At 67.3% G+C, this 25,592-nt stretch carries 25 protein-coding genes, 1 pseudogene and 2 riboswitches; of the genes and pseudogenes, 5 read left to right on the top strand and 21 right to left on the bottom strand.

Annotated features, from left to right (window positions below):
• Nucleotides 1–2: 2 nt before the first annotated feature.
• The 8 genes from gcvT to B7R21_RS12345 all read right to left on the bottom strand — a co-directional run bounded on the left by gcvT (nt 3) and on the right by B7R21_RS12345 (nt 8,261).
• Nucleotides 3–1,229: a glycine cleavage system aminomethyltransferase GcvT gene (gene gcvT / locus B7R21_RS12310; RefSeq protein ID WP_116283694.1), complete on the bottom strand. Its 1,227-nt coding sequence runs from the start codon at nt 1,227–1,229 to the stop codon at nt 3–5.
• 194 nt (nt 1,230–1,423) lie between these two features.
• A riboswitch (glycine riboswitch) is annotated at nt 1,424–1,526 on the bottom strand.
• Between the two features lie 2 nt (nt 1,527–1,528).
• Nucleotides 1,529–1,620, bottom strand: a riboswitch (glycine riboswitch).
• 73 nt (nt 1,621–1,693) lie between these two features.
• Complete coding sequence (locus B7R21_RS12315) at nt 1,694–2,401, bottom strand: copper resistance CopC family protein (protein WP_116283551.1); 708 nt, start codon at nt 2,399–2,401, stop codon at nt 1,694–1,696.
• Between the two features lie 69 nt (nt 2,402–2,470).
• The gene (locus B7R21_RS12320; protein WP_116283552.1) at nt 2,471–3,154 is read right to left on the bottom strand and encodes an LON peptidase substrate-binding domain-containing protein; all 684 of its coding nucleotides are present in this window, start codon (nt 3,152–3,154) and stop codon (nt 2,471–2,473) included.
• 26 nt (nt 3,155–3,180) lie between these two features.
• Nucleotides 3,181–3,438 (bottom strand): hypothetical protein, encoded by a 258-nt coding sequence (locus tag B7R21_RS12325; protein ID WP_116283553.1) that lies wholly within the window; start codon nt 3,436–3,438, stop codon nt 3,181–3,183.
• Nucleotides 3,439–3,549: 111 nt separating this feature from the next.
• Entirely contained in the window at nt 3,550–4,581 is a 1,032-nt protein-coding gene (locus B7R21_RS12330; protein WP_116283554.1) for an FAD-binding oxidoreductase, read from the bottom strand.
• Between the two features lie 84 nt (nt 4,582–4,665).
• Complete coding sequence (locus B7R21_RS12335; RefSeq protein ID WP_116283555.1) at nt 4,666–5,166, bottom strand: hypothetical protein; 501 nt, start codon at nt 5,164–5,166, stop codon at nt 4,666–4,668.
• Nucleotides 5,167–5,250: 84 nt separating this feature from the next.
• Nucleotides 5,251–6,867, bottom strand: coding sequence for an ABC-F family ATP-binding cassette domain-containing protein (locus tag B7R21_RS12340; protein ID WP_253259788.1), 1,617 nt, complete (start codon nt 6,865–6,867; stop codon nt 5,251–5,253).
• 146 nt (nt 6,868–7,013) lie between these two features.
• Nucleotides 7,014–8,261 (bottom strand): ATP-binding protein, encoded by a 1,248-nt coding sequence (locus tag B7R21_RS12345; RefSeq protein WP_116283557.1) that lies wholly within the window; start codon nt 8,259–8,261, stop codon nt 7,014–7,016.
• Nucleotides 8,262–8,467: 206 nt separating this feature from the next.
• Here B7R21_RS12345 and B7R21_RS12350 point away from each other — a divergent pair, with 206 nt between their 5' ends.
• Nucleotides 8,468–9,223, top strand: coding sequence for an SDR family NAD(P)-dependent oxidoreductase (locus B7R21_RS12350; protein ID WP_116283558.1), 756 nt, complete (start codon nt 8,468–8,470; stop codon nt 9,221–9,223).
• 9 nt (nt 9,224–9,232) lie between these two features.
• On the top strand, nt 9,233–9,697 hold the full coding sequence (locus tag B7R21_RS12355; protein WP_116283559.1) for a MarR family winged helix-turn-helix transcriptional regulator: 465 nt from the start codon (nt 9,233–9,235) through the stop codon (nt 9,695–9,697).
• A gap of 25 nt (nt 9,698–9,722) precedes the next feature.
• On the opposite strand, the gene B7R21_RS12360 is transcribed toward B7R21_RS12355, so the two are convergent.
• The 10 genes and pseudogenes from B7R21_RS12360 to B7R21_RS12405 all read right to left on the bottom strand — a co-directional run bounded on the left by B7R21_RS12360 (nt 9,723) and on the right by B7R21_RS12405 (nt 18,574).
• Nucleotides 9,723–10,187 (bottom strand): phage tail protein, encoded by a 465-nt coding sequence (locus tag B7R21_RS12360; protein WP_116283560.1) that lies wholly within the window; start codon nt 10,185–10,187, stop codon nt 9,723–9,725.
• A 17-nt stretch (nt 10,188–10,204) separates the two neighbouring features.
• Nucleotides 10,205–10,666 carry an aromatic ring-opening dioxygenase LigA gene (locus B7R21_RS12365; RefSeq protein WP_116283561.1) on the bottom strand — a complete coding sequence of 154 codons (462 nt, stop codon included), beginning with the start codon at nt 10,664–10,666 and terminating at the stop codon, nt 10,205–10,207.
• 137 nt (nt 10,667–10,803) lie between these two features.
• Nucleotides 10,804–11,019, bottom strand: coding sequence for a hypothetical protein (locus B7R21_RS20740; RefSeq protein ID WP_253259810.1), 216 nt, complete (start codon nt 11,017–11,019; stop codon nt 10,804–10,806).
• 124 nt (nt 11,020–11,143) lie between these two features.
• A pseudogene (locus tag B7R21_RS20745) lies at nt 11,144–11,479 on the bottom strand (SDR family NAD(P)-dependent oxidoreductase); the annotation flags it as partial.
• A gap of 321 nt (nt 11,480–11,800) precedes the next feature.
• The gene (locus B7R21_RS12380; RefSeq protein WP_116283563.1) at nt 11,801–12,424 is read right to left on the bottom strand and encodes a nucleotidyltransferase domain-containing protein; all 624 of its coding nucleotides are present in this window, start codon (nt 12,422–12,424) and stop codon (nt 11,801–11,803) included.
• A 92-nt stretch (nt 12,425–12,516) separates the two neighbouring features.
• Complete coding sequence (locus B7R21_RS12385; RefSeq protein WP_116283564.1) at nt 12,517–15,126, bottom strand: carboxypeptidase regulatory-like domain-containing protein; 2,610 nt, start codon at nt 15,124–15,126, stop codon at nt 12,517–12,519.
• A gap of 156 nt (nt 15,127–15,282) precedes the next feature.
• Nucleotides 15,283–15,630, bottom strand: coding sequence for a type II toxin-antitoxin system PemK/MazF family toxin (locus tag B7R21_RS12390; RefSeq protein ID WP_116283565.1), 348 nt, complete (start codon nt 15,628–15,630; stop codon nt 15,283–15,285).
• The gene (locus B7R21_RS12395; protein ID WP_116283566.1) at nt 15,630–15,845 is read right to left on the bottom strand and encodes a CopG family transcriptional regulator; all 216 of its coding nucleotides are present in this window, start codon (nt 15,843–15,845) and stop codon (nt 15,630–15,632) included. Before B7R21_RS12395 ends, B7R21_RS12390 begins: the two co-directional genes overlap by 1 nt.
• 67 nt (nt 15,846–15,912) lie before the next feature.
• The gene (gene ychF / locus B7R21_RS12400; protein ID WP_116283567.1) at nt 15,913–16,989 is read right to left on the bottom strand and encodes a redox-regulated ATPase YchF; all 1,077 of its coding nucleotides are present in this window, start codon (nt 16,987–16,989) and stop codon (nt 15,913–15,915) included.
• Between the two features lie 76 nt (nt 16,990–17,065).
• On the bottom strand, nt 17,066–18,574 hold the full coding sequence (locus tag B7R21_RS12405; RefSeq protein ID WP_116283568.1) for a CoA-acylating methylmalonate-semialdehyde dehydrogenase: 1,509 nt from the start codon (nt 18,572–18,574) through the stop codon (nt 17,066–17,068).
• A gap of 106 nt (nt 18,575–18,680) precedes the next feature.
• Between B7R21_RS12405 and rmuC the strand changes: the two genes are divergently transcribed.
• A complete protein-coding gene (rmuC, locus tag B7R21_RS12410) occupies nt 18,681–20,015 on the top strand; it encodes a DNA recombination protein RmuC (protein WP_116283569.1) in 1,335 nt (444 codons plus the stop codon).
• Nucleotides 20,016–20,112: 97 nt separating this feature from the next.
• Here rmuC and glpX read toward each other — a convergent pair whose 3' ends face one another.
• Nucleotides 20,113–21,099, bottom strand: a complete 987-nt coding sequence (gene glpX / locus B7R21_RS12415) for a class II fructose-bisphosphatase (protein ID WP_253259789.1) — start codon at nt 21,097–21,099, stop codon at nt 20,113–20,115.
• 173 nt (nt 21,100–21,272) lie between these two features.
• Here glpX and fbaA point away from each other — a divergent pair, with 173 nt between their 5' ends.
• Entirely contained in the window at nt 21,273–22,325 is a 1,053-nt protein-coding gene (gene fbaA, locus B7R21_RS12420) for a class II fructose-bisphosphate aldolase (protein WP_116283571.1), read from the top strand.
• 119 nt (nt 22,326–22,444) lie between these two features.
• Entirely contained in the window at nt 22,445–23,065 is a 621-nt protein-coding gene (locus B7R21_RS12425; RefSeq protein WP_116283572.1) for a DUF6264 family protein, read from the top strand.
• Between the two features lie 181 nt (nt 23,066–23,246).
• Here B7R21_RS12425 and B7R21_RS12430 read toward each other — a convergent pair whose 3' ends face one another.
• Complete coding sequence (locus B7R21_RS12430; protein WP_116283573.1) at nt 23,247–24,824, bottom strand: transporter; 1,578 nt, start codon at nt 24,822–24,824, stop codon at nt 23,247–23,249.
• The gene (locus B7R21_RS12435) at nt 24,806–25,576 is read right to left on the bottom strand and encodes an ABC transporter ATP-binding protein (RefSeq protein ID WP_116283574.1); all 771 of its coding nucleotides are present in this window, start codon (nt 25,574–25,576) and stop codon (nt 24,806–24,808) included. The genes B7R21_RS12430 and B7R21_RS12435 overlap by 19 nt, the downstream gene beginning before the upstream one ends.
• Between the last annotated feature and the right edge of the window lie 16 nt (nt 25,577–25,592).

Here is a 25,592-nt window from a genome sequence, read left to right on the forward strand (position 1 = left end):
TCTCAGTCTCTCTTTCGGCGGTAGAACGGCAGGGTGGTGACGCGGAAGGCGAAGCGCTTTCCGCGGATGTCGATGGTGAGCTCGGTGCCGGGCTCCGCGAAGGCGGGGTCGACGTAGGCCATGGCGATGGGGAAGCCGAGGGTGGGCGAGAGCACGCCGCTGGTGACGGCGCCGATGGGGGCGGCGCCCGCGGCGGCGGCGTCGGCTGCGGGGGCTCCGGATGTCGCGGGGCCGAAGATCTCGTAGTCGGCACGGGCGGCGCGCTTGCCCTCCCCCACGAGGCCGACGAGCACCCGGGCGGTATCGGCCGCGGATCCCGGCCGGGCTTCGGACTCCAGAACCGCACGCCCGACGAAGTCGCCCTTGGCGAGATTCGGCACGCGGCCGAGTCCGGCCTGGGCCGGCTTCGTGTCGAGGCCCAGTTCGTGCCCGTAGAGCGGCATGCCGGCCTCGAGGCGCAGGGTGTCGCGCGAGGCGAGGCCGGCCGGCACGAGGCCGAACGGTTCGCCGGCCTCGACCAGATCGTTCCAGAGCGACACCGCGAGGGCGACCGGAACGTAGAGCTCGAAACCGTCTTCGCCGGTGTAACCGGTGCGGGCGACGAAGAGGTCGCGCCCGCGGTACTCGGCGTCGACCGACCAGTAGTACTTGAGCGTGTCGAGGGGGTGGGTCGCGGCATCCGGAGCAGCGTGGGTGGCGGCATCCGGAACCGCAGCCGCAGCGCCCTGGAACCGGATGCCCTCGACCGCCTTCACGATCGCGCGGGCGTTCGGGCCCTGAACCGCGATCAGCGCCGTGTCGTCGCTCTCGTCAGTGACCGTCACCGTGAATCCGCCCGTGCGCGCCCGGAGCGCGTCGAGTGCCTCGGCGTGGTTGCCCGCGTTCGCGACCACCAGGAAGTCGGTCTCACCGCGGCGGTACACCACGAGATCGTCGACGATGCCGGCCTCTGCGGTGAGCAGCAGGCTGTACTTCGCCTGGCCGATCGCGATGGCCGAGAGCTTTCCGGCGAGGGCGAAGTCGAGGAACGCCGCCGCCTCGGGGCCCTCGACCCGCAGCTCGGCCATGTGGGAGAGGTCGAAGATGCCTGCCGCCGTGCGGATGGCATGGTGCTCGGCGAGGTCGCTGGAGTACCGCACCGGCATCTGCCAGCCAGCGAAGTCGGTGAACCCGGCGCCTGCGGAGACGTGCACCTCGTGCAATGGCGAGAAGACCAGGCCTGCGGGCATCGCCGTCGCGTCGAGCAGGGTGGCATCGGGCGAGGAGAGGGTGGGCGGCAGGTCGCCGTGCGAGCCCGGGCCCTGCGGATCAGAACTGTCGGTCATGAGTTCTCTCTGGTCAGGCGGGCTCCGGCTCTTTCGCGGATGCGAGACGGCCGAAGCGTGCTGATGTCGACGGGAACCGATCGGCTCCCGAGAACTCTCCCTCTGTCATCGTGCCTGAGAGTTTCACCGCAGCGTCGGAGCGCTGGCGACTTTCACCGTGGGCGAGCCCTCCGGACATCCGGGGAGCTACTTTTCAGAGTGGCCAGTTCGACGCGGTACACGTACCTGAGAGATTGGTGGAGAGACTTGCTCCTTCGGTGCCCCGGCGTGCCTGGGGCTCTCCCGCATCGACCTGTCGGCCGGCAGTGTTCAGTTGTGGGTCGTGGGTAGAACGACCCCCAGCTTAGCGGGCTGCGGGTGGCTGCCGGTCACGACCGGCGGAGCCGCCTCATGATGATGACGACGACGGCCGCGAGCGCGGCGACGATGGCGATCATCACCGCGATGAGCAGCGGAACGGAGAGCATCGACTGGTCGGTCTGGCCGACGGGCGAGCTGTTCAGGATGGTCATCGTGGGCTCGGGAAGCGCGTTCTGCGGCAGCGTGCCGGGTTCGACAGCGGCCGAGGGCGTCGGCGTGTCGGAGGGTGTCGCCGACTGGGGCGAACCGGCCCAGGTGTCGCCGCAGGCCGGGGACGCCAGCAGCGCCGTGGTCGTCGCGGTCGGCATGGAGGGTTGCCAGTCGAAGGTGTAGGAGTCGCTCGTGGTGTGGCCATCGGACGAGACGACCCGCCAGGTGACGGTGTATTCGCCAGCCTCTCCGAGGGAGACATCGGTGGTGACGTCACCCCCATCGACCGTGACGCAACCCGACTCGTGATGGCCGCCGTCGATGTCGGTCACCGTGATCAGCTTCACAGCGCTGGCTGCGGTGAGGATGTCGTCGCTGAACGTCATCGAGACGGCCTTGATCGGCTCGGTGACTGTCTCCCCCTGCTCAGGGCTCGACGACACGACCGTGTCGTGCGCCGACGCGGGCGAGGCCGCACCGGCACCCGCACCGACCCCGGCGAGCACGAGACCCACAACGAGCGCGAGGGCGGCGCGTCGGCGCGATTCGGGGGTGAAGGTTGGCACTCGACAACGATAACCGTCCGCACCTTGGAGCTCCCTGCCGTTCGGCCGGATGCTCAGCCGACACTCGGGCTAGGAGACGTCGTCCCCCTCAGAACCGGGTGCGCTGTCAGAACCGGGTGCACTGTCGCCGGGGCCGTCGTCCGGCCAGAGCGCGCGGTACGTCTCTTCGACCTCGCGTGTCATCGAGATCACCGACGTGAGGAGGTTCTGGAGACTGTTCGAACGCAGAAGGGCGATCTGGTCGAGCGGCCCGACGGGAGCGATGCCCGCGAGCTGCCAGGATGCGGCGCTCGGGTCCTCCGAGAGCTGGAGGTCGGCGGGCCACTCCTGTTCCCCGTTCGCTGCGGCGAGCGCGAGCACCCGGCGAACCACGGTCTCCGCCTCCTCGCGGAGCGGCTCGAGCGCGTCATCCCACTCGAGGGGAGGCAGTAGAGAGGCGTGGGCCTCTGGGAAGGGGTTGTCGGGCATCCATTCGTCGACGACGAACCGCCTTGTGCCCACCGCCACCAGCACGACATGACCCTCGGGTGCTTCGAGTTGTGCGATCTGCGCCAGCGTGCCGACGGCGAACCGCTGCTCGCCCCCGCCCACCTCCTGGCCGCGTTCGATGAGCACCACGCCGAACTCGGCCGGCTCGGATTCGAGCACTTTCGAGAGCATCACGAGGTAGCGCTCCTCGAACAGCCGCAGCTGCAGCGGCATGTAGGGGAACAGTACGGAGCCGAGGGGAAAGACGGGCAGTGTGTCGTCCATGGCCTCAGGCAACCACACCGCGCCCGCTAAGCCAAGGGGTAGCGGTGGAACACTCCGGTGGGGTCGAACCGCTCCGTCAGGCTCTGGATGCGCGCCCAGTCCTCCGGCCGGAACGACCCGGCCGCACGTTCGGGCGAGAAGCGCAGGTCGGCCTCGCTCAGGAAGTGACCGGAGCTGAGCGGTTCGAGGAGCGCCTTCACCTCGTTCAGCCACGCCCGGTTCGAAGCGTCATCCGCCTCGTCGCCCCAGATCGCGTAGGGCACGATCAGGCTCGTGTCGTGCATCCCGTACGCCGCCTCTCCCACCGGCAACAGCGTGCGGCCCCCACCGTGGCCCGGCATCGCCGACAGGAAGTACGTCTTGCCCGACGGAGCGCGCCGCAGCAGGTCGGCGAGTCAGGGCAGCAGGTCGCCGAGGTCGCGGGGGCTCCAGAAGGTGTCGGCGAGGTACCGGTGACCGTCGGGGTAGGTCGCATCCACGCCGACGTGCAGCTCGTCGAAGGCCACTCTGACGCGGTCGGTGTGCTCCCACGACCGGATGCCCGTGCCGGGGCCCTCGTCGAGAGCGGCGAATGCCTCGCGGGCTTCGGCCTCGGTGTCTGTGTAGCTGATCGCGACGACGCCCACGACGTGGGTTGGGGCATCCGTGTCGCCGCCCGCCGTCGCTGGGCCGTCCGGGCGCTCGGGGCCCTGCAGCACCACGGAGACCTCGACGCTCGCCGGCAGTGCGCGCACCGCCCGGCTCACCCACTCAGCGACGGCTTCGACCTGGGCGAGGTCGAACACCCACGAACTGAGGCGGATGTCGCGGGGCAACGGCCGGAGGTCGAGTTCGAACTCGGTGACGATGCCCGGGAACCCCGGGCCGGAGCCGCGCGCCAGCCAGAACAGGTCGGGGTTCTGGGTCGCCGAGGCGGTGACGACCTCGCCCGAGGCCAGCACTACTCTCATGCTGCGGATGGAGAAGCACGACGGCAGCCACTGCCCCCAGTTCAGGCCGAGGCCGCCGCCGAGCAGGAATCCGCCGATACCCGGGCGACCGCAGTGCCCCACCGGGAACGCGAGATCGACAGCGACCAGCGCCTGGCCGAGCTCCCCGCCCCGCACCGCCGGCCCCACCGCGGCGGTTCGTGCGGTGGTGTCGATGACGACCTGGTCGAAGGCCTGGAGGTCGACGAGCAGCCCGTCCTCTCGAACGGAGGCCGCCACCCAACTGTGTCCGCCCGACCGGAGAGCGAGCTTCTCGCCGCTGTCGCGGGCGGCGCTGACGAGTGCCACGAGGTCGGCCTCGCTCTGCGGGTAGGCCACCGCGTCGGGTGTGCCACCTGGCACCAGCCGGTTGAACAACGGATCGCGCACCGCTGTGTCATACGCGTCGTCGCCGCGGGCCACGCGCCTCACGCGCGCCGTCCCGACGGAATCGGACATGTGACGGGCGGAGCTTCCGGGGCTTTGGATCACGATCGCAGCGTATTGGCCGCCACCGCGCCGCGTCAACGCGCTCGCGCAGGCTCAACGCGCTCGCGCGGGCTGGCGAACGGGCGGCGGGCGAACGGGCGACTGGTTGCGGAGCGACCGGCCGGGCGGCGGCACCGGCCGGGGATCGCGTGGCCGCGCCTCGGCAGGCGCCTCGCTTCCGGAATCGACACTCGGTCGCACGGCGCGCGCAGCCGCACGGTACGCGAGCAGCAGGTCATGCGCGGGAGGCTTCGACGGCGCGCCACCGGGCCGCTCGTGCATCCGGGTGGCCGCCTGCGCGTGCTGCCACGACGACATCGCACGGAAGTAGTCCCACGCCGCCTCACACGCGGCCTCGAGGCTGAGGCACCAGCCCACCAGCTCGCGGTCCGCCGACTTCTGCGACCAGGTCACCACCCGGTACCAGGCGTCGACCGTGCCCTTCTGAGCCGGAAACCGGATCAGCCGGATGACGGCGAACGGTCTCGGCGACACCGGGTGCTGCAGCATCCATTCGACGGGCTGCGCGAGGCGCGAGGGATGCCAGTCGACCACACGCTCTCCCCTCGACGAGCGCCCCTGGCCGGCGCGAGGTTCACGCTAGACGGGGCCCCCGACAGCGGGCATCCGTAGCGCCCGCTACGCCGCGCTGACAGCCAGCTCGGCGACACCCGCGCCGGACGCACCGAACTCCACGTACCGCGTCGCGATCTTGTCGGTGAAGAACCGGTCGTGGCTGACCACGACAACCGCACCCGGGAAGTGAAGCAGCGCCCGCTCCATCACCTGCGTGCTCGACAGGTCGAGGTGGTTCGTCGGCTCGTCGAGCAGCAGAACGGATGCGCCCGACAGCAGGCACTGGGCCATCGCGACGCGGGCCCGCTGGCCGCCCGAGAGGGTTCCGATACGCTGCTTCAGCTCGGCCTCCGAGAACTGGAACATCGCCAGGAACCGCCCCACCGACTTGCGGGTCGCCGTCAGGGCGAGGCTGTCGGGGAGGGCGTTCACCGCGTGCGTGATCGTGTCGTCGTCATCGAGCTCGGCGAGCATCCTGTTGTAGGAGACGACGCCGACGCCCTTCGGCCAGTCGACGCTGCCCGCATCGGGTCGCTCCTCCCCCATCAGCACGCGGAGGAGCGTGCTCTTGCCGCTGCCGTTCGCCCCGAGAACAGCGATCCGGTTGCCGCGCCGGATCTCGAGGGTCAGCCCCTCGAACAGGCGCTTCTCGCCGTAGCCCTTGCCGAGCTGGTCGACCCGGCAGAGCACGTCCTTGATGTGGAGGCCGCCGTAGATCTCGGTGATGATCTGGTCGACGGGGCGCGGGGCGCGCTGCTTCTTGATGCCCGCGAGCTGCTTTCCGAGGATCTTGCCGGTGCCGCTGTTCGACTGCTTCGACGCCTTCAGCGCCTCGCGCCGGTCGGAGATGCCCTCGGCCTCGAAGGCGAGCAACTCCGACTCGTGAACGAACTGCTGCTCGAGCGTCTTCAGCCGGAACTGCTTTTGAATCACATATTCGTCGAAATTGCCGGGATATTCGTGCAGATGGAAGTTCTCGACCTCCACGATGCGCGTGACGACGGCGTCGAGGAAGGTCCGGTCGTGCGACACGATGATCGCGGCGCCCCGAAACTCGCGGAACCACGCCTCCAACCACTCGACACCTGCCACGTCGAGGAAGTTCGTGGGCTCATCCAGCAGCAGCACATCAGGTGCCTCGAGCACGATCTTCGCGAGCGCCGCGCGGTTCCGCCAACCGCCCGAGAGGTCGTCGATCGGGCTGGTGCGGTGTGCCTCGTCGAAGCCGAGCGTCGTCAGGGCTCGGTCGATGCTCCGCTGGTAGTCCCAGCCTCCTTTGTGCTCCATCAGTTCGAACAGCTCGGCCTGGCGCGTGATCAGGCGGTCGAGCTCTTTCGCGTCGTCATCGCTGGTACCCACCGCGGCGATCGCGACGGCGGCATCGATACTCGCCAGCTCGTCTTCGATCTCGTGGATGTCGCCGAAGAGGCCCTCGAGCACCTCGGTGATCGTGGCCGAGCCGTCCAGCTCGGAGAACTGCGAGAAGTACCCGAGCTTCAGCCCGTCGTCGAGGGTGACGGTGCCGGCATCCGGTGCCACCTGCTCGAGGGCGAGCTTCAGCATCGTGGACTTGCCCGAGCCGTTCCGCCCGATGAGGCCGACCCGGTCGCGCGTCTCGAGGCGGAAGAAAACCTCACGGAGCACCTGTCGCCCGTCGAAGCTCACGGTGACGTCGTTCATGCGGATGAGGCTCAATCGGGGCCGTTTCTGTGAGATGGTTCCGGATGCTCGCGCGGGGGGCCGCGCACTTCTGGGAGTTTACGGGTTAGCCGTTGCGGGCGGCGGCGCGCGTCTCCCCCCGGTGAACCGATTCGCGGCAACCGTCGTCACAGCTCCCAGAGCGCCGAGACCGGCAGACCGTAGAGCCCGGGCGCGAACTGATAGCCACCCTCGGAGGTGTTGAGGACGATGCCGCCCCTGAATCGATCGCCGGCTTTCTCGGCCAGCTTCTTCAGGCCCGCAAAATGCTCTGGACGGAACGACTGTGAAGCCTTCACCTCCAAACCGAGGATGGAACCGTCGGCGAACTCGATGACGATGTCGACTTCGAGCCCGTTCCGATCTCTGAAGTGGAAGAGCTCGAACTCTTCGGAACTCCAGCCCCGCTGCTTGAAGAGTTCCTCGACAACGAACCCCTCGAGCATCCCGCCGAGATGATCGCTTCCCGAGACAGACAACAGCTGTTGTTCGGCGAGCCGGCTGAGCCGCAGAGCCAGTGATGGGTCTGCCACGATCGCCTTGGCTCGGCCCACTTCCCGGCGGGTGAGATTCGGAGTCCACGGCGGCAGCGTGGCGGTGAGGAAGAGCGTCTCCAGAACGTCCAGGTAGCCCGTCATCGAGGTGGCGGGGATGCCCGCCTGGTCAGCTATCCGGGCTTTGACAAGTTCGCCGGCCTGATTCGCAGCGATGAGCCGCATCACAGCCTGCAGACGAGCGGGTTGAGTGTTGCGACGAAGTTCTGCCGCATCTCGCTCGAGGATCCGCGACAGGTAGCTGTCCAGCCACGTGTTGCGCAGGCGCCCTGAGAGCTGCCGAGCTTCGGGATAGCCGCCGCGCACAAGCGTCGATACATAGCCTGATCGATTCCATGACGTGACGAATTCCGGATAGTCGATTCCCGCCCGTGCCGCAGCGGCGAAATCCCCCTGCCTACCAGCGAGTTCATCCTGACTGAGACCGCGAAGTCCGACCGTGACGGCCCGGCCGGCCAGACTGTCGGAGTCACGAGCGACCCGCATCAGATTAGACGAGCCCGTGAGCACGAATCGCCCGGGTCGACGGTCGCGGTCGACGGCGGCCTTTATTGCGAGAATCAGCCGGGGATACCTCTGGACCTCGTCGATCACGACGGTCGAGGTGCTCGCTTGCTCCACGAATGCGCGAGGGTTCTCTCGAGCGGCTGCGAGAGTCTGCTCGTCGTCGAGGGTGAAGACCAGAGCATCTCGATGCTCGACGAGCAGTTGCGCAAACGTGCTCTTACCGACTTGCCGCGCGCCCTGCACGACGAGCACCGGAAAGGTGTCCAGGACTTCGGTTGCAAAGGGCAGCAGATTGCGCCGAATGAGTTCGACCATACGGCGATCATATCGCTCATGAGGATTTATCTCGTAGAAACGCTGACCTCAACTCGTAGAAACGCTGACCTCAACTCGTAGAAACGCTGACCTCGACTCGTAGAAACGCTGGACCCGATGGGAGGCCGCGCCTGGCCGATTGTCTGCTACCATACAATAATTGATAGGTAGCAAACGATCGATCACCACCAGCAGGGAGACCAGCCATGTCCACAGAACGCATCGCACTCGTCACCGGAGCCAACCAGGGCGTCGGCAAGCAGGTCGCCCGGGAGCTCGTCGCCAGCGGCGTGACCGTGCTCCTCGGGTCGCGCGACCTCGCCCGCGGCGAAGCGGCAGCCGCCGAGATCGGTGCGGGGGCCACCGCGATCCAGCTCGATGTCACCGACGCCGCATCCATCGCCGCCGCAGCCGCGAGCATCGCAGAGCAGTACGGCCGACTCGACCTCCTCGTCAACAATGCCGGCATCTCGAACACCGGCGGTTCCGGCCTCACCCCCGAGCAGAACGCTGCACGATCGAAGGCCAGCACGGCATCCATCGATGAGATCCGCGCCGTGTGGGACGTCAACGTCTTCGGCGTACTCACTGTCTACCAGGCGATGTTGCCGCTCCTCCGCGAGTCGACGGATGCCCGGATCGTGAACGTCTCGAGCGGAGTCGGCTCGCTGAGTTCCAACGCCGATCCGAGCTTCCCGTACCGCGGCATCTACGGCCCCGTCTATCCGGCGTCCAAGGCGGCCGAGAACGCGATGGTCCTCGCGATGATGATCGAACTCGAAGACACCGGCATCAAAGTCAATCTGGTCTCGCCGGGGTTCACGAGCACGGCCCTCAACAACTTCGCCGGCACCGAATCGGTCGAAGACGGATCCCGCGAGGTCGTACGCGTGGCGCTCCTCGGCCCCGACGGCCCCACGAACACGTTCACGGGCTGGGAGAACCAGACGATTCCGTGGTAGTCATGTCAGGTGCCTGACGAATCGCAGCCCCAGCACGACTCGGTCGGAGCGTGGGCGAAGCAGTACTATTTCGCCTCCCGCGCCCTGATCGAGGCGACGCTCCGCGAGCACGGCATCGGACCCACCCAGTGGTACGTGCTGCACCAGCTCGTGAACGAGGGCCCGACGACGCAGCGCGAACTCGCGCTGGCGCTGAAGATCGAACGGGCGACGATGAGCGGCGTCGTCTCGACCTTGGTTCGCAAGGGGCTGGTCGCTCAGATTCCGGATGCTGCAGACCAGCGGCAGCGCATCCTGAGCATCACCGCGGTCGGCCGTGAGCTGTGGGCGGGGCTGCCCGATCCGGTTGCCCGGGCGACCGCACTGTCATTCGACGGCGCCGACCCGGCGGAGCTCGCCGTGGCACGACACGTGCTCAAGGAGGCAACGGAACGCCTGCTCGCGCACATGGCGGCCGAGGAGGCCGCCGGGTAGGAGTCCCGGCACGCGCGGGCTCGCGTCAGTGCTCGCCCTTGATCACGAAGTACGAGCCGCGGATCGTGCCGGCCAGCTTCGACTTCTGGCGGGCGAACTTGAAGCGGCCTTCGAGCTCCTCCGGCACGTCCATGCCGTCTGAGAGCTTGAAGCCGACTGCGCGCTTTCCGCCGTCCTCAATCGCGTACATGACGTTGATCGAGAGCCCGGACTCATAGAACACGTACGCCATGTGCAGGCCGCCGACGACGAAGTCGCTGACTTCGAGAGCCGGAGACGTGATCACGAGGTCGCGTTCGGATTTCAGGATGCCCGTGATCCACTCCAGCACCTCGGGAGCCTCAGCGACCGAACTGACGGTGAACACGTGGTCGTACTTATTCCTGAAGTACCGTGCTTCGTTGGCGCGGAGGCCGGCGAGCGCGTCGGCGACCGGCGACGACGCGAGACCGGTGGTCGAGACGGTGTTGAAGTCGACTTCGTACGGCATGTGGTGGGCTCCTGTCGCTACTTGCCGGCCCGGCGCAGCTGCGATCCGGCGACGATGAGGAATCCGCCGAGTCCGACGGCGAAGGCGCTGACGCCGTAGGCGAGCACGGAGGTCATCAGCGAGGTGCGGAGCGATGCGCCCGTCGCGAGCGCCGCGCTCTGGTTGCGGAGCTCCTTCGCCTCGTCACTCGACGCGTCGACACCGCGGAGGGCATTGCTGATGTCGGCGAACGTGCGCCCACCCGCACCGCGTTCGGCATTGCCCTTGATGACCATCGCCTCGACGTAGGCCGTCGCCGGGCCCTGCACGGGCTTGCCCGCGAATCTCGGCGCGTTGCCGGGCACGGTGATCTTCTCGGCCTGCAACTGCTTGGTGACGGTCATCCAGGCACCGGCTCCGGCAGCTGCGAAGAGCGAGCCGGCCGCGAGGGAGAGCCCTCCGACACGGCGAAGGGCGGAGGCTGTGGGCAGAGATGGCATCGATCATCCTTTCGTTCAGCGGAACACCCGGGCCCCGGATGTCGCGCACTCCGACTCTAGGGGGAACCCGCGACATCCGGGGCCGCCGTGCCCTGCCGCTCCGCGCTGCCGCTCCGCGCTGCCGCTACTCCCTGCCGCTACTCCCTGCCGTCCTCCAACGGGATCAGCATGGTGCGGAACTCCCCCGCGTTCGCGTGAAGTCCCCAGATGCGATCGGCGACGTCGTCTATGCCGTTCGGGAGTTCGAGCTTCGGGATGCCACCCGGGATCACCAGCTGGCTGACCCGGACGCCCTCCCCCTCGAGCGCGTCGTGGAGCATCTCGCCGTAGGCGCTCTCCGAAGGGAACGCCACGGAGGTTCCCGCAAAGCCGGCGCGAGCCTTCACCGAGGTTCCGCCATTGATGAGGATGATGCTGCCCTCCCCCCGCTTCGCGCATCGCCGGCAGAACCGCCCGCACCGCGTGGATGAGGCCGAGCGCCGAGAACTGCAGGGCCTCGAGCGCGAGCTGCGGGGTCAGGTCGAGCACCGGCTTCAGGTAGTCGCGCGACGGGAGCGGGCTGTACTGCAGAGCCGTGATCGGCCCGAGTTCGGCCGCCGCGCGCGCCAAGGCATCTTCGAGTTGGGCGGGCATCCGCACGTCGGCGGCGAACCCGCGTGCCGTGGCCCCGGCCGCTTCGAGCTCAGCGGCCAGAATGTCGACTTTCGACTGGTCGCGTGAGATGAGGGCTATCGCGAAACCCTCGCGGGCGAACCTGCGGGCGACGGCTGCGCCGAGCCCCGGCCCGGCTCCGACAATGGCGAGTGTGGGCATAGTGCGCCTTTCGTTGGGGATAACGTGGGTGATGCGGGCGGACGCTGGGTCCCTCACAGAGACGCTTTCTCGACCAGGGCCCTCGCGGCTCGCTCGGCACGAACAAGACTGGCCTCGTTCACGGGATCGTGACCGTAACCTGCTCGGGTCTTCATTCCCAAAAGGAGAGCGAGGTGATTCGAGGCCTGCCTGTCGACCGATGCCAAGAGGGCCACAGAGTCCTGGTGATCCTGACCCTTTGCGTGCTGCCGAGCCTTAGCCAGCCGACCACGCTGGACTTCTTTGTCTGCTGCCACGGTCCTGACTGTGCTGCTTTTCGGGTCACGCCTCACCCCGATCCTTTCGAATCTGCCTTCTCAGCCACGACGGATCTCCATAGACGTCGATGCCCTCCCGGACAATCGACTCGAAGATGTCAGCGGATCGCACTTCGGACGAACGGTAGAGCAACGGGCGCACGTCGTTTCCTGTCCATCGAGTCATCTGAGCCGTGAGTTCACGCACAAGCGTCTCCCCGGCGTCACCCACATCGGTGTCGGGCATAACGACCAGGAGGTCGATGTCACTGTCCGTGCGCATCTCGTCACGAGCTGCCAAACCGAAGACCTTCACCGTGATCGGCTGAATATGCCAGATGGAGATGGCTGCGGCCATGCGTGCCAGCAGCGCGCGTTTCGCGTTGGCTATCTGTCGGATGGCATCCACAAGCAGATGATCCGGATTGAGCGCATAGGCGAAGCTCCGCCCCGTGACGCGCTCGAGAATGGTTCCCTGTTCTTTAAGACGCGCCACCGATTTTCGAACACCTTGCGAAGAACCGCCTTCCGGCAGGAGCGCACAGATCTGCCGAACAGTCAGGTACTGCTCACTTCTCGTGACGACCGCGAGAATCTGCGAGTCCAGTCCAGTGGTATCGATGACGGCAAACGGATTCTGTAGTCGCACATTCCTCATTTCGACCGCGTGCTGCTCGGAAATATACCACGCAAGTAGATGAGTCTCTACAGAAGTAGACGGAAATCTACGAAAGTAGACGACTACAACGTTACGGGCCTGGTGGGCAGTGAGGTGCGCGAAGCTCGCACATAACCCGACTTCGTGCCCGACACGTTCAGCGTGATCCGGGCTCCGAGATCCTGTGCCACCGGCTTGTAGTACGTGCCGGTCGCCCCAGGGATGGCCACACCGTTACGGATCCACTGGAAGGTCAGGCCCACGGGCGCCGGCTGCCAGCCCGGCGTGACGGCGAACATCGTCGACCCGACCTTCGCGGCTCCCATGATCTGCGGGATGGGCGCAGACGTGAGGATCCCGAGCACCGTGGATGTCGCCGCAGACGTCGCCGTGATCGTGCGATAGCCGGGCTGCTGAGCTGCAACCACCACTGTGATCGCCTTGCCGGCGTCAGCCGCCGCCAGGATGTACTGCACCTTCGTCGCACCCGGGATCGCCGCCCCATCCCGCTGCCACACGTAGGCAACCGTGGTGGGTTCCGGAATCCAGCTCCCGGCGGAAGCGCTCAGTGCGGATCCGACCGCAGTGCGGCCCGTGATGATCGGACGCTCGAGAGACCGGAACGGCCTCAGCACAGGGTTCGACTGCCCACTGGTCTTCTGCACGGTGAGATAACCGTCTGTGGCTCCCGTGACAATGACGCTCAGGCGCTTTCCGGCATCCGTGTCGACTGGGACATACGACGCCTTGGTGGCGTTCGGGATGGCAATGCCGTTGTGAAGCCACTGATAGCCGAAGGCCGGCGCGGGAACCCACGTGCCGGTGACGACGGAGACGGCTTCCCCGACAGTGGAGCTGCCTGTCAGATAGGGCGATCCCGTCCGGTCGAAGACCCGCAGAACCGTGCTGGTCGCGAGGGAGGTGCCTGTGACGCTCAGGTAGTTCACCTTGGAGGCTGTCACCGTGACCGTGAGCCGTGTGCCGGCGTCGGCGCTCGCCAGGGTGTACGTCGGGAGCTGCTGGTTGGGGATCAGCACGCCGTCTCGGAACCATGAGTATGACACTCTGCTGGGCTGGGGACTCCACGCGATCGGCTGCACAGAGAGAGTCGATCCGACGAGGTTGCTCCCCAGGATGGCAGGCCGGGAACCGCCCGAGAAGGAGGACTTCGTTGTCAGCCGGATATCGATGGCGTCGAGGCGGCCCGGACGCTCCACCTCCACTGTCGTGGCGCTCTCCCTGTCGGCGATATTTCCGTACCAGAGGGTCGCGAGATTCGGATCGTCCGGGGCAGCATGCACGAGGTATTCCCCCGCGGCGATCGACGAGAACGTGTATCCCCCGGACGCATCGGTGTTCGTCCGCCGCACAGCGACCCCGCGGGGCGAATAGAGTGCAACCGTCGCGGCAACCGGCACCAGGGTATTCCCCGACGACCGCGTGATGGTCCCCGAGACCGTTGCCATCTCGGAGGAGATGAATGCGTCGATCCCAGTCACATTCTTCCCTGCCGCGACGACGATCTGCCGCGCATCGTAGGAGGTCTTGCCGCCGTACCACACGGTCTGGAACCGGGTATGGAAGGAAGCGACATACGTACCGGGCGGGAGGGCACGGAACGTGTACTTCCCGTCTGCATCTGTGCTGATGTTCGCCCCGCAGGAGACACTGCTGCACAGAGAGACGGTCGCGTCCGCTGGCTGGCCGGACGTCGGATCGGTGAGCGTTCCCGACACCGTGGCGCCGACGCTCAGCTGCGCGTTCAGGATGATCGAGGAACCCTCGCCGACATCGAACGGACCCGACGTGAAGCTCTGGTACTTGTCTTCCGGATCGTCGAAGTCGACGCGCAGAGCCGTCTGCGGAGTGTCCGACCTGAGACGGTAGTTCCCCTGTGAATCAGTGACAACGCTTGAGGCCCGGTTGGCCGACACATGGATTCCCGGCAGCCCGACAGACGGCGAAGCTGCTGAGGTGACCTTTCCCGACACCTGCCAGACACGGAACATCCGCACCTCAAAGCCGGCGGCTGTCTCGCCGAAGTCCAGCCGAGCGGTGAAGCGGCCGACCGGACCCTCGTAGAGTCCGTCCAGGGTCTTTGCGGTGATCCTGTACGCACCCTTGTCCAGACCTCTGATCACGAATGTGCCCGTAGCGTCACTCGTCACCGACGGATAGTCGATCTCGTCTTCGTCCTCCTGTTGTAACCGAGAGGCTGTGATCACGACGTTGGCGACCGGAACGCCAGCTGCCGTCCTGGCCGTGCCGGTGATCCGCGCCTCCGGAGGAAGCAGCAGGTCGGTCTTGACGGTCGCCCCAGCAGCGAGGAGCGCGGGAGACGTGGTGTAACTCCTGTACGCACCATCGAGCGACGGTTCGGCCGTGACCACCAACGCGTGCGGAGGAACCGGGATGTCGGTGAAGGTGAATCTGCCTGTGGAATCAGACGTCGTCGAGAACCTGTAGGAGGGATCGTCAGGGTCGAGGTCCTGAGTGATCGTGACCTTCACGCCGGCGAGCTTCGGCCCTTGCGGGGTGCCGCCGAACACCGTCCCCGTGACGGTTCCCGTTCCCGGCGCCGCTGCGGCCCGGGCTGGCTGGGCCATCCCGCCACCCGACACCATCAGCACCAGGGCCAGCAGTGCGACACCCCGTCGGCTCTGGATGAACCTGCTCGCAACCCTGCGGATCATCGGTCCCCCCGGATCGTGTCGTGAGGAAACCTTATCTCGTTTCAGGAGCGCGAGGACAGGCCCCGAGGGGGGATGTTCCAGCCGTGCCGCGCCTGCGCGGGCGCGACGAGCGCCGCCAGGGCCCTCGTGGCCAAAACGTTGTGGCCCTGAGCGCGCTCAGGGCAGGGCGAGGAAGTCGCGGAGCCACACATCGACCTCTTGCATCGTCGCGGCGTCGACCGTACCCGCGATATCGAAGAGGCGTTCGCGAGTGACCGCGCGAGGTTGTTCAGTCATGGCAAACGTCTGCTGCGGGAGTGTCAGGCTGGCACCCCTCAGTGCAACGTGATTCGGCCACCCACGATCCGTCGTTGTAGCCGGAACAATGATCGCGAGCGTATCGGCTTGCTGGAGATAGAGATCGCTGGCGATGATGAGAGCGGGTCTTCGCCCGGCCTGCTCACGACCTCTCACCGGATCGAGCTCGGCCCAGACGACCATTCCACGCCGAAGATCAGCCGCCATCAGGAGTCGCTGAGTGCGACATCCCACTCCCGGAATTCATCCCAGTAGTTCTCGTCTGCACCGCGGAACGCCCGACCGAATGACTCCATCCGTGCGCGCCGTTCGTATCCGTCGAGCAGCTTCTCGATGAAGCCCGAGGCTGATACGCCCCGCTCCTGGGCATCTCGATTGATTCGATCGCGCAGGTCCTCGGAAACCTTGATAGTCGTCGCCATGCGGAGAGTATACATTGGGGTATACCGTCATGACTACCGCGCCGTCCGCTCGCGCGCACGTTTCCGATCAGACGTTAAAACGGAACTCCACCACGTCGCCGTCGTGCATCACGTATTCCTTGCCCTCGATGCGCACCTTGCCGCGGGCTTTGGCCTCGGCCATCGAGCCGGCCTCGATAAGGTCGTCGAACGAGACGATCTCGGCCTTGATGAAGCCCTTCTGGAAGTCGGTGTGGATGACACCGGCCGCCTGCGGGGCGGTCCAGCCCTTGCCGATGGTCCAGGCGCGCGACTCTTTGGGGCCGGCGGTGAGGTAGGTCTGAAGGCCCAGGGTGTCGAAGCCGATGCGGGCGAGCTGGTCAAGGCCCGACTCCTCCTGGCCGGTGGAGGCGAGGAGTTCGGCGGCATCCTCAGGGTCGAGGTCGATGAGTTCGGATTCGAGCTTCGCGTCGAGGAAGATCGCCTGCGCGGGCGCGACAAGGGCGGCGAGAGCCGCGAGGGCCGCAGAGTCACCGAGTACGCCCTCATCCACGTTGAAGACGTAGATGAAGGGCTTGGCGGTCAGCAGACCGAGCTCGCGGATCGGTTCGATGTCGAACTTCGGCGCACTCGACAGGGGCGAGCCGGAGTCGAGGATCTTCTGCGCTTCGAGAGCGGTCGCCAGCACGGCGGGCTCGATCCGCTTGGTCTTGACCTCCTTCTCGTAGCGGGCGACTGCCTTCTCGAGGGTCTGCAGGTCGGCGAGGATGAGTTCGGTGTTGATCGTCTCGAGGTCGCTCGCGGCATCCACCTTGCCGTCGACGTGCACGACGTCGGGGTCACTGAATCCGCGCACGACCTGCGCGATGGCGTCGGCTTCGCGGATGTTCGCCAGGAACTTGTTGCCGAGGCCCTCGCCCACACTGGCACCCTTGACGATGCCGGCGATGTCCACGAACGACACGGGAGCCGGCAGCAGCTTCTCGCTGCCGTGGATGCCAGCGAGCGCCGCCAGGCGCGGGTCAGGCAGGTTCACGACGCCGACGTTCGGCTCGATGGTGGCGAACGGGTAGTTCGCCGCCAGAACCTGGTTCTTGGTGAGGGCGTTGAAGAGGGTGGACTTGCCGACATTCGGCAGCCCGACGATTGCGATAGTTAGAGCCACGGAGGTCTATCGTACCCGGGCGCCCCCGGGCATCCGGAACCTGCTGTGCAGGAGGGGGCTCCGGATGCCCGCGGGGTCAGTTCTGCGGGAAACCGAGGTTGATGCCGCCGTGGCTGGGATCGAGCCAGCGGGAGGTGATCGCCTTCTGGCGCGTGTAGAACTGGAAGCCGTCGATGCCGTAGGCCTTCGAGTCTCCGAAGATCGAGTCCTTGAACCCGCCGAAGGAGTAGTAGGAGACCGGTACGGGGATCGGCACGTTGATGCCGATCATGCCGACCTCGACCTCGTTCTGGAACCGGCGGGCCGCTCCCCCGTCATTGGTGAAGATCGCGGTGCCGTTGCCGTAGGGCGAGGCGTTGATGAGGTCGACACCCTCTTCATAGGAGGCGACCCGCACGATCGACAGCACCGGGCCGAAGATCTCGTCGGTGTAGACCTTCGACGAGGTCGAGACCTTGTCGATCAGGGTCGGCCCGAGCCAGAATCCGTCGGGGGCACCGTCGACCTCGACGTCGCGACCGTCGATGACGACCGATGACCCGTCTGCGACAGCGATGTCGATGTAGGAGGCGACCTTGTCACGGTGCACCTCGGTGACGAGGGGGCCCATGTCGCAGGCGCGGCGGCCGTCGCCGACGACCAGTCCGGCGACGCGCGACTGGATCTTCGCGATCAGCTCGTCGGCGACGGGCTCGACGGCAACGACCACCGAGATGGCCATGCAGCGTTCGCCGGCCGATCCGAAGCCCGCGTTGACGGCGGCGTCGGCCACGAGGTCGAGGTCGGCATCCGGGAGCACCAGCATGTGGTTCTTGGCGCCACCGAGGGCCTGCACGCGCTTGCCGTTGCGGGTCGCCGTCTCGTAGACGTAGCGCGCGATGGGGGTGGAACCGACGAACGAGATGGCCTTGACGTCGGGGCTGTTGAGGAGGCCATCCACGGCCACCTTGTCGCCGTGCAGCACGTTCAGCACGCCGTCGGGGAGTCCCGCCTCGGTGAAGAGCGCGGCGAGCCAGTTCGCGGCCGACGGGTCTTTTTCGCTGGGCTTCAGAACGACGGTGTTGCCGGCCGCGATGGCCACGGGGAAGAACCACAGCGGCACCATGGCGGGGAAGTTGAAGGGGCTGATCATGCCGACCACGCCGAGCGGGCCACGCGTGGAGTACACGTCGATGCCGGTCGACACGTTCTCGGAGTAGTCGCCCTTGATGAGGTGCGGGAAGCCGCAGACGAACTCCACGACCTCGAGGCCGCGGGTGATCTCACCTGCCGCGTCGGAGAGCACCTTGCCGTGCTCGGCGGTGAGGATCTCGGCCAGCTCACCACGGCGTGCGGCCAGCAGCTCGCGGAAGGCGAACATGACCTGCTGCCGGCGAGTCAGCGAGGTGTCGCGCCAGGCCGGGAAGGCGGCCTTCGCGGCGGCAATGGCTGCAGCGATCTCGGCCTCGTCGGCCAGGGCGACCTGCTTGGTCTCGACGCCGAGGGCCGGGTCGTACACGGGAGCCGTGCGACCGCTGGTGCTCTCGACCAGCGCTCCGTTGATGTAGTGGGTGACGACAGCAGTGTCGGTGAGAACGTCGGTCATTTCGGGTCACTTTCGGTTGCGTGTTCTGAGGTTAGAGCATGCCCGGTTGCGGGGCCACCCGGGGCGCCGCCGCGCCGGTGTCGGCGGCCGGTGCAACACTTCTGCCATGGAATCACTTGGAGTCTTTCTGGTCTGCCTGGCCCTCGCGCTGGTGGTCGGCGCGCTCGGCGGGTGGATGCTGCGGGGCCACCGCTCCGCGGCGAGTCACTCGGCCGATGCTGCCGCGCGCTCCCGTGAGCTCGCTCCCCTGCTCGAGCTGCAGAGCCGGAGTGCCGGCGCGGAGGCGACGGCCGTCGCACTCCGCCAGCAGCTCCGCGCGCAGGATGCCCAGTACCGGGAGCAGATCGCGCAGCAGGAGGGGCGCCTGGCCGAGTTCCAGGAGCGGCTCGCCGACACGCAGCGGGCCGACGCGTCACGGGCCGCGACCGACGGGCGGGTGCTCGTCGCGCTGAGCCCGGTGCAGGAGAGCCTCCGGCTCGTGCAGGCCAAGGTCACCGAGCTCGAGGAGCAGCGCCGCCAGCAGCACGGCGAACTCAGCGAGCAGTTGCGGTCGGCGACGGAGTCCGAGGAGCGGCTCCGCACGACCGCGGAGTCTCTGGCATCGGCGTTGCGGTCGAACAGCACCCGTGGGGTGTGGGGCGAGACACAGCTCCGCAACGTGGTGGAGGCGGCGGGCCTGATCGACAGGGTCGACTTCGAGGTTCAGTCGAGCATCCGGAGCGACCGCGGCGCCGGGCGACCCGACATGGTGGTGCACCTGCCGGGCGGCAAGAACATCGCGGTCGACGCGAAGGTGCCGTTCACGGCCTACCTCGAAGCGTCGGCAATCGCCGTGACGGCCACCGGCGCCGAGGGCGCCCGACGCGAAGAGCTGCTGCGGGCGCACGTCAAGGCGGTGCGCGAACACATCACGACGCTGGGGTCGAAGGGCTACTGGGCCGGGCTCGAAGCGTCGCCCGAACTGGTGGTGGCGTTCATCCCGAGCGAGTCGCTCATCTCCACGGCGATGGAGGCGGATCCGGGCATCATGGACTTCGCCTTCTCGAAGAAGGTCGCCTTGGTGTCACCCGTCACTCTGTGGTCGCTGCTGAAGACGGTCGCATTCAGCTGGCAGCAGGATGTGCTGACGCACGAGGCGAAGACCCTCTTCGATCTCGGCAAGGAGCTCTATTCGCGCCTCGCCACGACGTCGACGCACATCGACAAGCTGGGCCGCACGATCGAACGGAGCGTCAAGGACTACAACGCGTTCGTGGGCTCGTTCGAGCGCCAGGTGTTCCCGACGGCGCGCAAGCTGAACGCGCTCGACGAGTCGGTGGTACTGAAGACGCTGGAGCCGGTCGAGGAGACCACGCGCCAGGTCACGGCCTTCGAACTGGTCGCCGAGCTCGACCTGGCCCGCGACCTCGAAAGCATCGACGACCCCAACAAACTCATCTGACGCGCTACTGGCATTGCGCCGCGCTAAAAGCAGACGGCCCGTTCAGGGCCGCCTGCCGCGCTCGCCCATTTTTCCGTAGGCGGAGCGAAATGGCTCGTCAGAGCCATTTCTCCGCTAGGTGGTCCGCCACGATGCGGCGGATGGTGCCGGAGTGGGAGCGCAGCACGATGCTCTCGGTGCGGATGACCGGGCCCTTGCGGCGGACGCCATTGACCAGCCCGCCATCCGTCACGCCGGTCGCCACGAAGAACGTGTTGTCGGAAGCGACCAGGTCGTCGGCCTCGTATACGTGGTCCATCAGGAGACCCGCGTCGATGCCGCGCTGGCGCTCCTCGTCGTTGCCCGGGCGGAGGATGCCCTGGATGAAGCCGCCGAGCGCTTTGATCGCGCACGCCGTGACGATACCCTCCGGGCTGCCGCCGATCCCCACGCACATGTCGGTGCGGGTTTCGTAGCGGGCCGCGTTGATGCCGCCGGCAACGTCGCCGTCGAGCATGAGCCGGGTGCCGGCTCCCGCCGCGCGGATCTCCTCGATCAGCTGCGCGTGCCGAGGGCGGTCGAGCACCGCGATCTTCATCTCCGAGACATCCTTGCCCTTCGCCTTGGCGAGTGCGCGGATGTTCTCACCGATGGGCTTCCGGATGTCGACGACACCGATGCCCTCGGGGCCGGTGACGAGCTTGTCCATGTAGAAGACCGAGGAGGCATCGAGCATGGTGCCGCGGTCGGAGACGGCCATGACCGAGATCGCGTTGGGGCGGCCCGCGGCCGTCAGCGAGGTGCCGTCGATCGGGTCGACAGCGATGTCGCAGGCCGGACCGTTTCCGTTGCCGACGTGCTCACCGTTGAACAGCATCGGGGCCTTGTCCTTCTCACCCTCGCCGATGACGACGACACCATCGAAGTCGACCGTTCCGAGCAGGGCCCGCATGGCATCCACAGCCGCACCGTCGGCGGCGAGCTTGTCGCCCTTGCCGATCCACGGCCAGGCCCGGATGGCGGCGGCTTCGGTCGCCCTAACGAGTTCGAGCGCGAGGTTCCGGTCGGGGTGCTGCAGGGAGGCGGGAGAATCGGTGATGGTCAAGGCGGTTCCTTTTCGGGGCTCGTGACGGGTGCTGGGCCTGGCGGCCGAGGGAGATCCGCCGCACATGGTGGCGGCGGCACGCCCACCTGCTATCAGAGTAGCGCTGGCAGGGCTCTCCGCCCGGGCGAACGCTCTCTCGCTATGCTGGAACCGCACATCATCAAAGGAGAGTCATGCCCATCGCAACGCCCGATCAGTATGCCGAGATGCTCGACAAAGCGAAGACCTCCGGGTTCGCCTATCCAGCGGTCAACGTCTCGAGTTCGCAGACGCTCAACGCCGTTCTGCAGGGCCTCTCTGAAGCCGGATCCGACGGGATCATCCAGGTCACCACGGGCGGCGCGGACTACTTTGCCGGCCAGAAGGCGCAGGCCGCCTCCGGCAGCGCCCGCGCAACCGGCGCCCTTGCCTTCGCCGCCTTCGCACACGAGGTCGCGAAGAACTACCCCATCACCGTGGCCCTCCACACCGACCACTGCCCCGAGAACGCCCTCCCCACCTTCGTGCTGCCGCTCATCGAGGCCAGCGAGGCCGAGGTGAAGGCAGGCCGGAACCCCATCTTCCAGTCGCACATGTGGGACGGCTCGGCGATCACCCTCGACAAGAACCTCGAGATCGCCCAGGACATCCTGAAGCGCACGCGTGCGATCAATGCCATCCTCGAAGTCGAGATCGGCGTTGTCGGCGGCGAAGAAGACGGTGTCAGCCACGACATCAACGAGCACCTGTACACGACGGTCTCGGATGCCCTGGCCACCGTCGAAGCGCTGGGCCTCGGTGAGAACGGGCGCTACATGGCGGCTCTCACGTTCGGCAACGTGCACGGCGTGTACAAGCCCGGCAACGTGAAGCTCCGCCCGGAACTGCTGAAGGAGATCCAGGACGGCGTGTACGCGAAGTACGCGGCGACCCTCGGCGACAACCACAAGCCGTTCGACCTCGTCTTCCACGGCGGGTCGGGTTCGAGCGACGCCGAGATCACCGAGGCTGTGGCGAACGGTGTCATCAAGATGAACATCGACACCGACACCCAGTACGCGTTCACGCGTTCCATCGCCGGCACGATGTTCAGCAACTACGACAGTGTGCTGAAGGTCGACGGCGAGGTCGGCAACAAGAAGGTCTACGACCCGCGCGCCTGGGGCAAGACCGCGGAGACCGCGATGGCCGCACGCGTGGTCGAGGCGACGCAGCAGCTCGGCTCCGCCGGCCACTCCGGCAAGTAGCTCGCTCCCCCACCGTCGTCCGTCTCGCGGTCCTTCCCAGAACCCTCCGTCGACTTTCCCCGTTGCGCAGCGAACCGCTCGTTCAGCTGCGCCTCGGGGAAACTCGATAGGGTCGAGGAATGGTAGACGACAGGCCGAAGCCCAAATACGGCGAACTCGCCCCTGAGGGCTGGGAGTGGAAGCCGCCCGCGCCGCCCGCCAGTGCTGACGTGCCCGTGCCGGCCGCCGGAAGCGCGGCGCCCTCCCCGTATGGTGGCTCGTCACTGCCGCCCGCGGGCCAGCTAGGCCCCTACAGCCCGCCGAACGGGCAGGATGCGGCCCCGAAGTACGGCGCAACGGCTTCCGGTTCGCCCCGGAGGCTCAACACTGCCGATGTCGTGGCCACCGGAGTGCTGCTGTTCTTCGGCATCCTGCTGTCGGCCAGCATGGTGCCCGCCCTGTTCGACTTCAACACCGTTCTCGGGCAGGCCGCGGCCATGCAGGGCTACGGTTCGTTCACCGCATCGTCGGCCGCCCAGACCGTGGGCACTGCGGCCGGCGTGGTCACGGTCATCCTGAACCTCGCCTCGATCATCCTGTCGGTGAGGCGAGTGCAGCGGCGCCGGATCGCGTTCTTCATCCCGCTCGTCTTCGGCGCGGTAACCTTCGCTGTGTGGATCGGCGCCATCACGTTCGCGTTCTTCAGCGACCCTTCGTTCCTGAACCAGATCACCGCGGTCACGGGCACCACGGCCCCGTAGCCCGGCCCGGCCCCGCCGGTCGCCGCCTCCCGCCCGCGCGATTCGCCGCCTCCCGCGCCATCGGCTCGGGAGTTTCGGTCGCTCTGAGGCGGCCGATGCGACCGAAACTCCCCAGTCGATGTCGCCGGGGGGTGAGGAGGGGCGGGGAGCCGGGTGAGGCGGGGGCGGGCGGCGGGTGCCGCTACGCTCCGCGGAGCGTCTTCAGACGGCTGAGCAGCTGCGGGCCTGAGCGGTCGAGTTGACGGCCGCCGATGCGGATGCCCGCGATGGCGATCACTGTTCCGAGAACCAGCCCCACGACCAACCCGATCCACCCGACCAGCAGGGAGCCGGTGACGTAGCCGACCACCGTGAGCACGATCTCGGGCAGCACCAGCAAGATCAGGATGCCCCAGGTCGCGAACGAACTGAGCGCCGTCGTGAACCCGGCCCCGGGCGCCGACTTGAATGGGTTGTCACCTGCGGCCGGCACGGGGATGATGATGCGCGCCGACGACACACTGGTAAGGCCGAAGCCCGACAGCAGCGCGCCGAAAGCCAGCCCGAGGATGAGCGGGAGCTCGTGCCACGCCCCCGCGATCGCCACGGTGATGAGGGTGAGCGCCAGCACGACGGGAACCGCGATCACGGCCAGAGCGGCGACGCGGCCGAGCCGGTCATCCCTCCCCCGCACGCCGTCGGCGAGGTGGGCGGCGAACGCGGTGCCGTCGTAGGAGATGTCGGCGAGCGTCGCGAGCGACAGGAGGAACGCGACGAGAGGGCCCGCGAGCGTCAGGAGGGTGAACGAGTGCATGTTGTTCGAGTAGAACGCGAGCAGCACAGGGATGAGCGGAACGACGATGAGCTGGCGCGCATACCGGGGGTCGCGTCGCCAGTAGGTGAGGCAGCGCGCGGCGACGGCGCCGGCCGGAGTGGCCGGGAAGACCCCGAACAGGCCGATCTTGCCGCGGGCGACCCGCTTGGACGCCGCCGCGTGCGGTGAGACGAGCGCCGCTGCGAGACTGCGGCGCCAGAGGAAGACGAGCAACGCCAGCGTCGCCAGAGCGATGATGAACTTGAGCGCGGCCGCGCCGACATCTCCGGCAGCGAGGTCGGCAGGCACGCTCCAGGCGGCGCCGAGCGGAGTCCAACCGAGCGCCCGCGCCACCTGCGGCAGGGCGTCGGCCGAATTCCGCACGCTCTGGCTCACGCCGATGATGATCGGGCCGAGCAGGATGAGCGGGATGAAGATCAGGATGCTGCTGATCTCGCGGAACCTCCGCTGCGACTGCAGGCTCACGCTGAGGGCGGCCACCATGCGGGATCCGACCACGCAGGTGAGCACGGCGAGGGCCGCGCAGACGACCGCGGCGGCCGCAGCGACCGGGTAGCGGATCCAAGACCCCACGGTGGCGAGCGAGGCGATCGACGTGATGACGCCGGGCACCCCGAGAACCCCGGCGAGCGTCAGCCCCACGAGGAGCTTCGGCATCGGCAGCGGGAACTGCGCGAGCCGCGCGGGATCGAGCGTCTGGTCGACGCCTGCTGCGATGAGGGGCACCACGATCCACCCGAGCACGACAGCGGAGCCGGCGAGCACGATGACCGTCGCGGCGAGTTCCTGCGGGGCGAACGACAGCGCGACGAGGCCGATCACCGCCACACCGACCACGCCCAGCCCGTAGACCGCGCCGATGATGACGGCGACCAGCTGCCAGGTGCTCCGCTTCAACGAGTTGCGGAGGACGAGGAAGCGTAGCCTCAGGAGTGTCGCAACCATGAGGGCCCCTCCGTGTGGTGTCGCCCACCCACGAGCTCCACGAAGCGGTCTTCGAGCGACGCCTCGCCGCGCACCTCGTCGACGGTGCCGGCGGCGAGCACACGGCCCGCCGAGACGACCGCGACGTGGTCGCACATGCGCTGAACCAGGTCCATCACGTGGCTCGAGACGATGACCGTTCCCCCGCCGCGCACGTAGTCGGTCAGCATGTCGCGGATGTTCGCGGCCGAAACCGGATCCACCGACTCGAACGGCTCATCGAGCACGAGGAGTTTCGGCGCATGCACCAGGGCGCAGGCGAGGGCGATCTTCTTGGTCATGCCGGCCGAGTAGTCGACGACGAGGGTTCCGGCGGCGCTCTCGAGGTCGAGCAGCTTCAGCAGGTCGGCGACCCGCTCGGCGACCGTGTCGCGGCTCATTCCGAACAGCAGGCCGTTGTAGGTGACGAGCTGCTCACCGGTGAGCCTGTCGAACAGTTTGACGCCGTCGGAGAGATTTCCCACGAGCTGTTTGGCTTCGAGCGGATGCTGCCACATGTCGACGCCGTGGATGATCGACTGCCCCGCATCCGGCTGCAGCAGGCCCGTGGCCATCGAGAGCGTCGTCGTCTTTCCGGCGCCGTTCGGGCCGACGAGGCCGTAGAACGATCCCGTCGGAACGGTGAGGCTCAGATTCTCGACGGCGACCTTGTCACCGAACCGTTTGCTGAGACCGCGGAGTTCCAGTGCTGCGACTGGGAGGCCTGACGTCATGGAGATTCCCCTTCTC

It is taken from the genome of Subtercola boreus, from assembly GCF_003399625.1.
GTDB lineage: Bacteria > Actinomycetota > Actinomycetes > Actinomycetales > Microbacteriaceae > Subtercola > Subtercola boreus_C.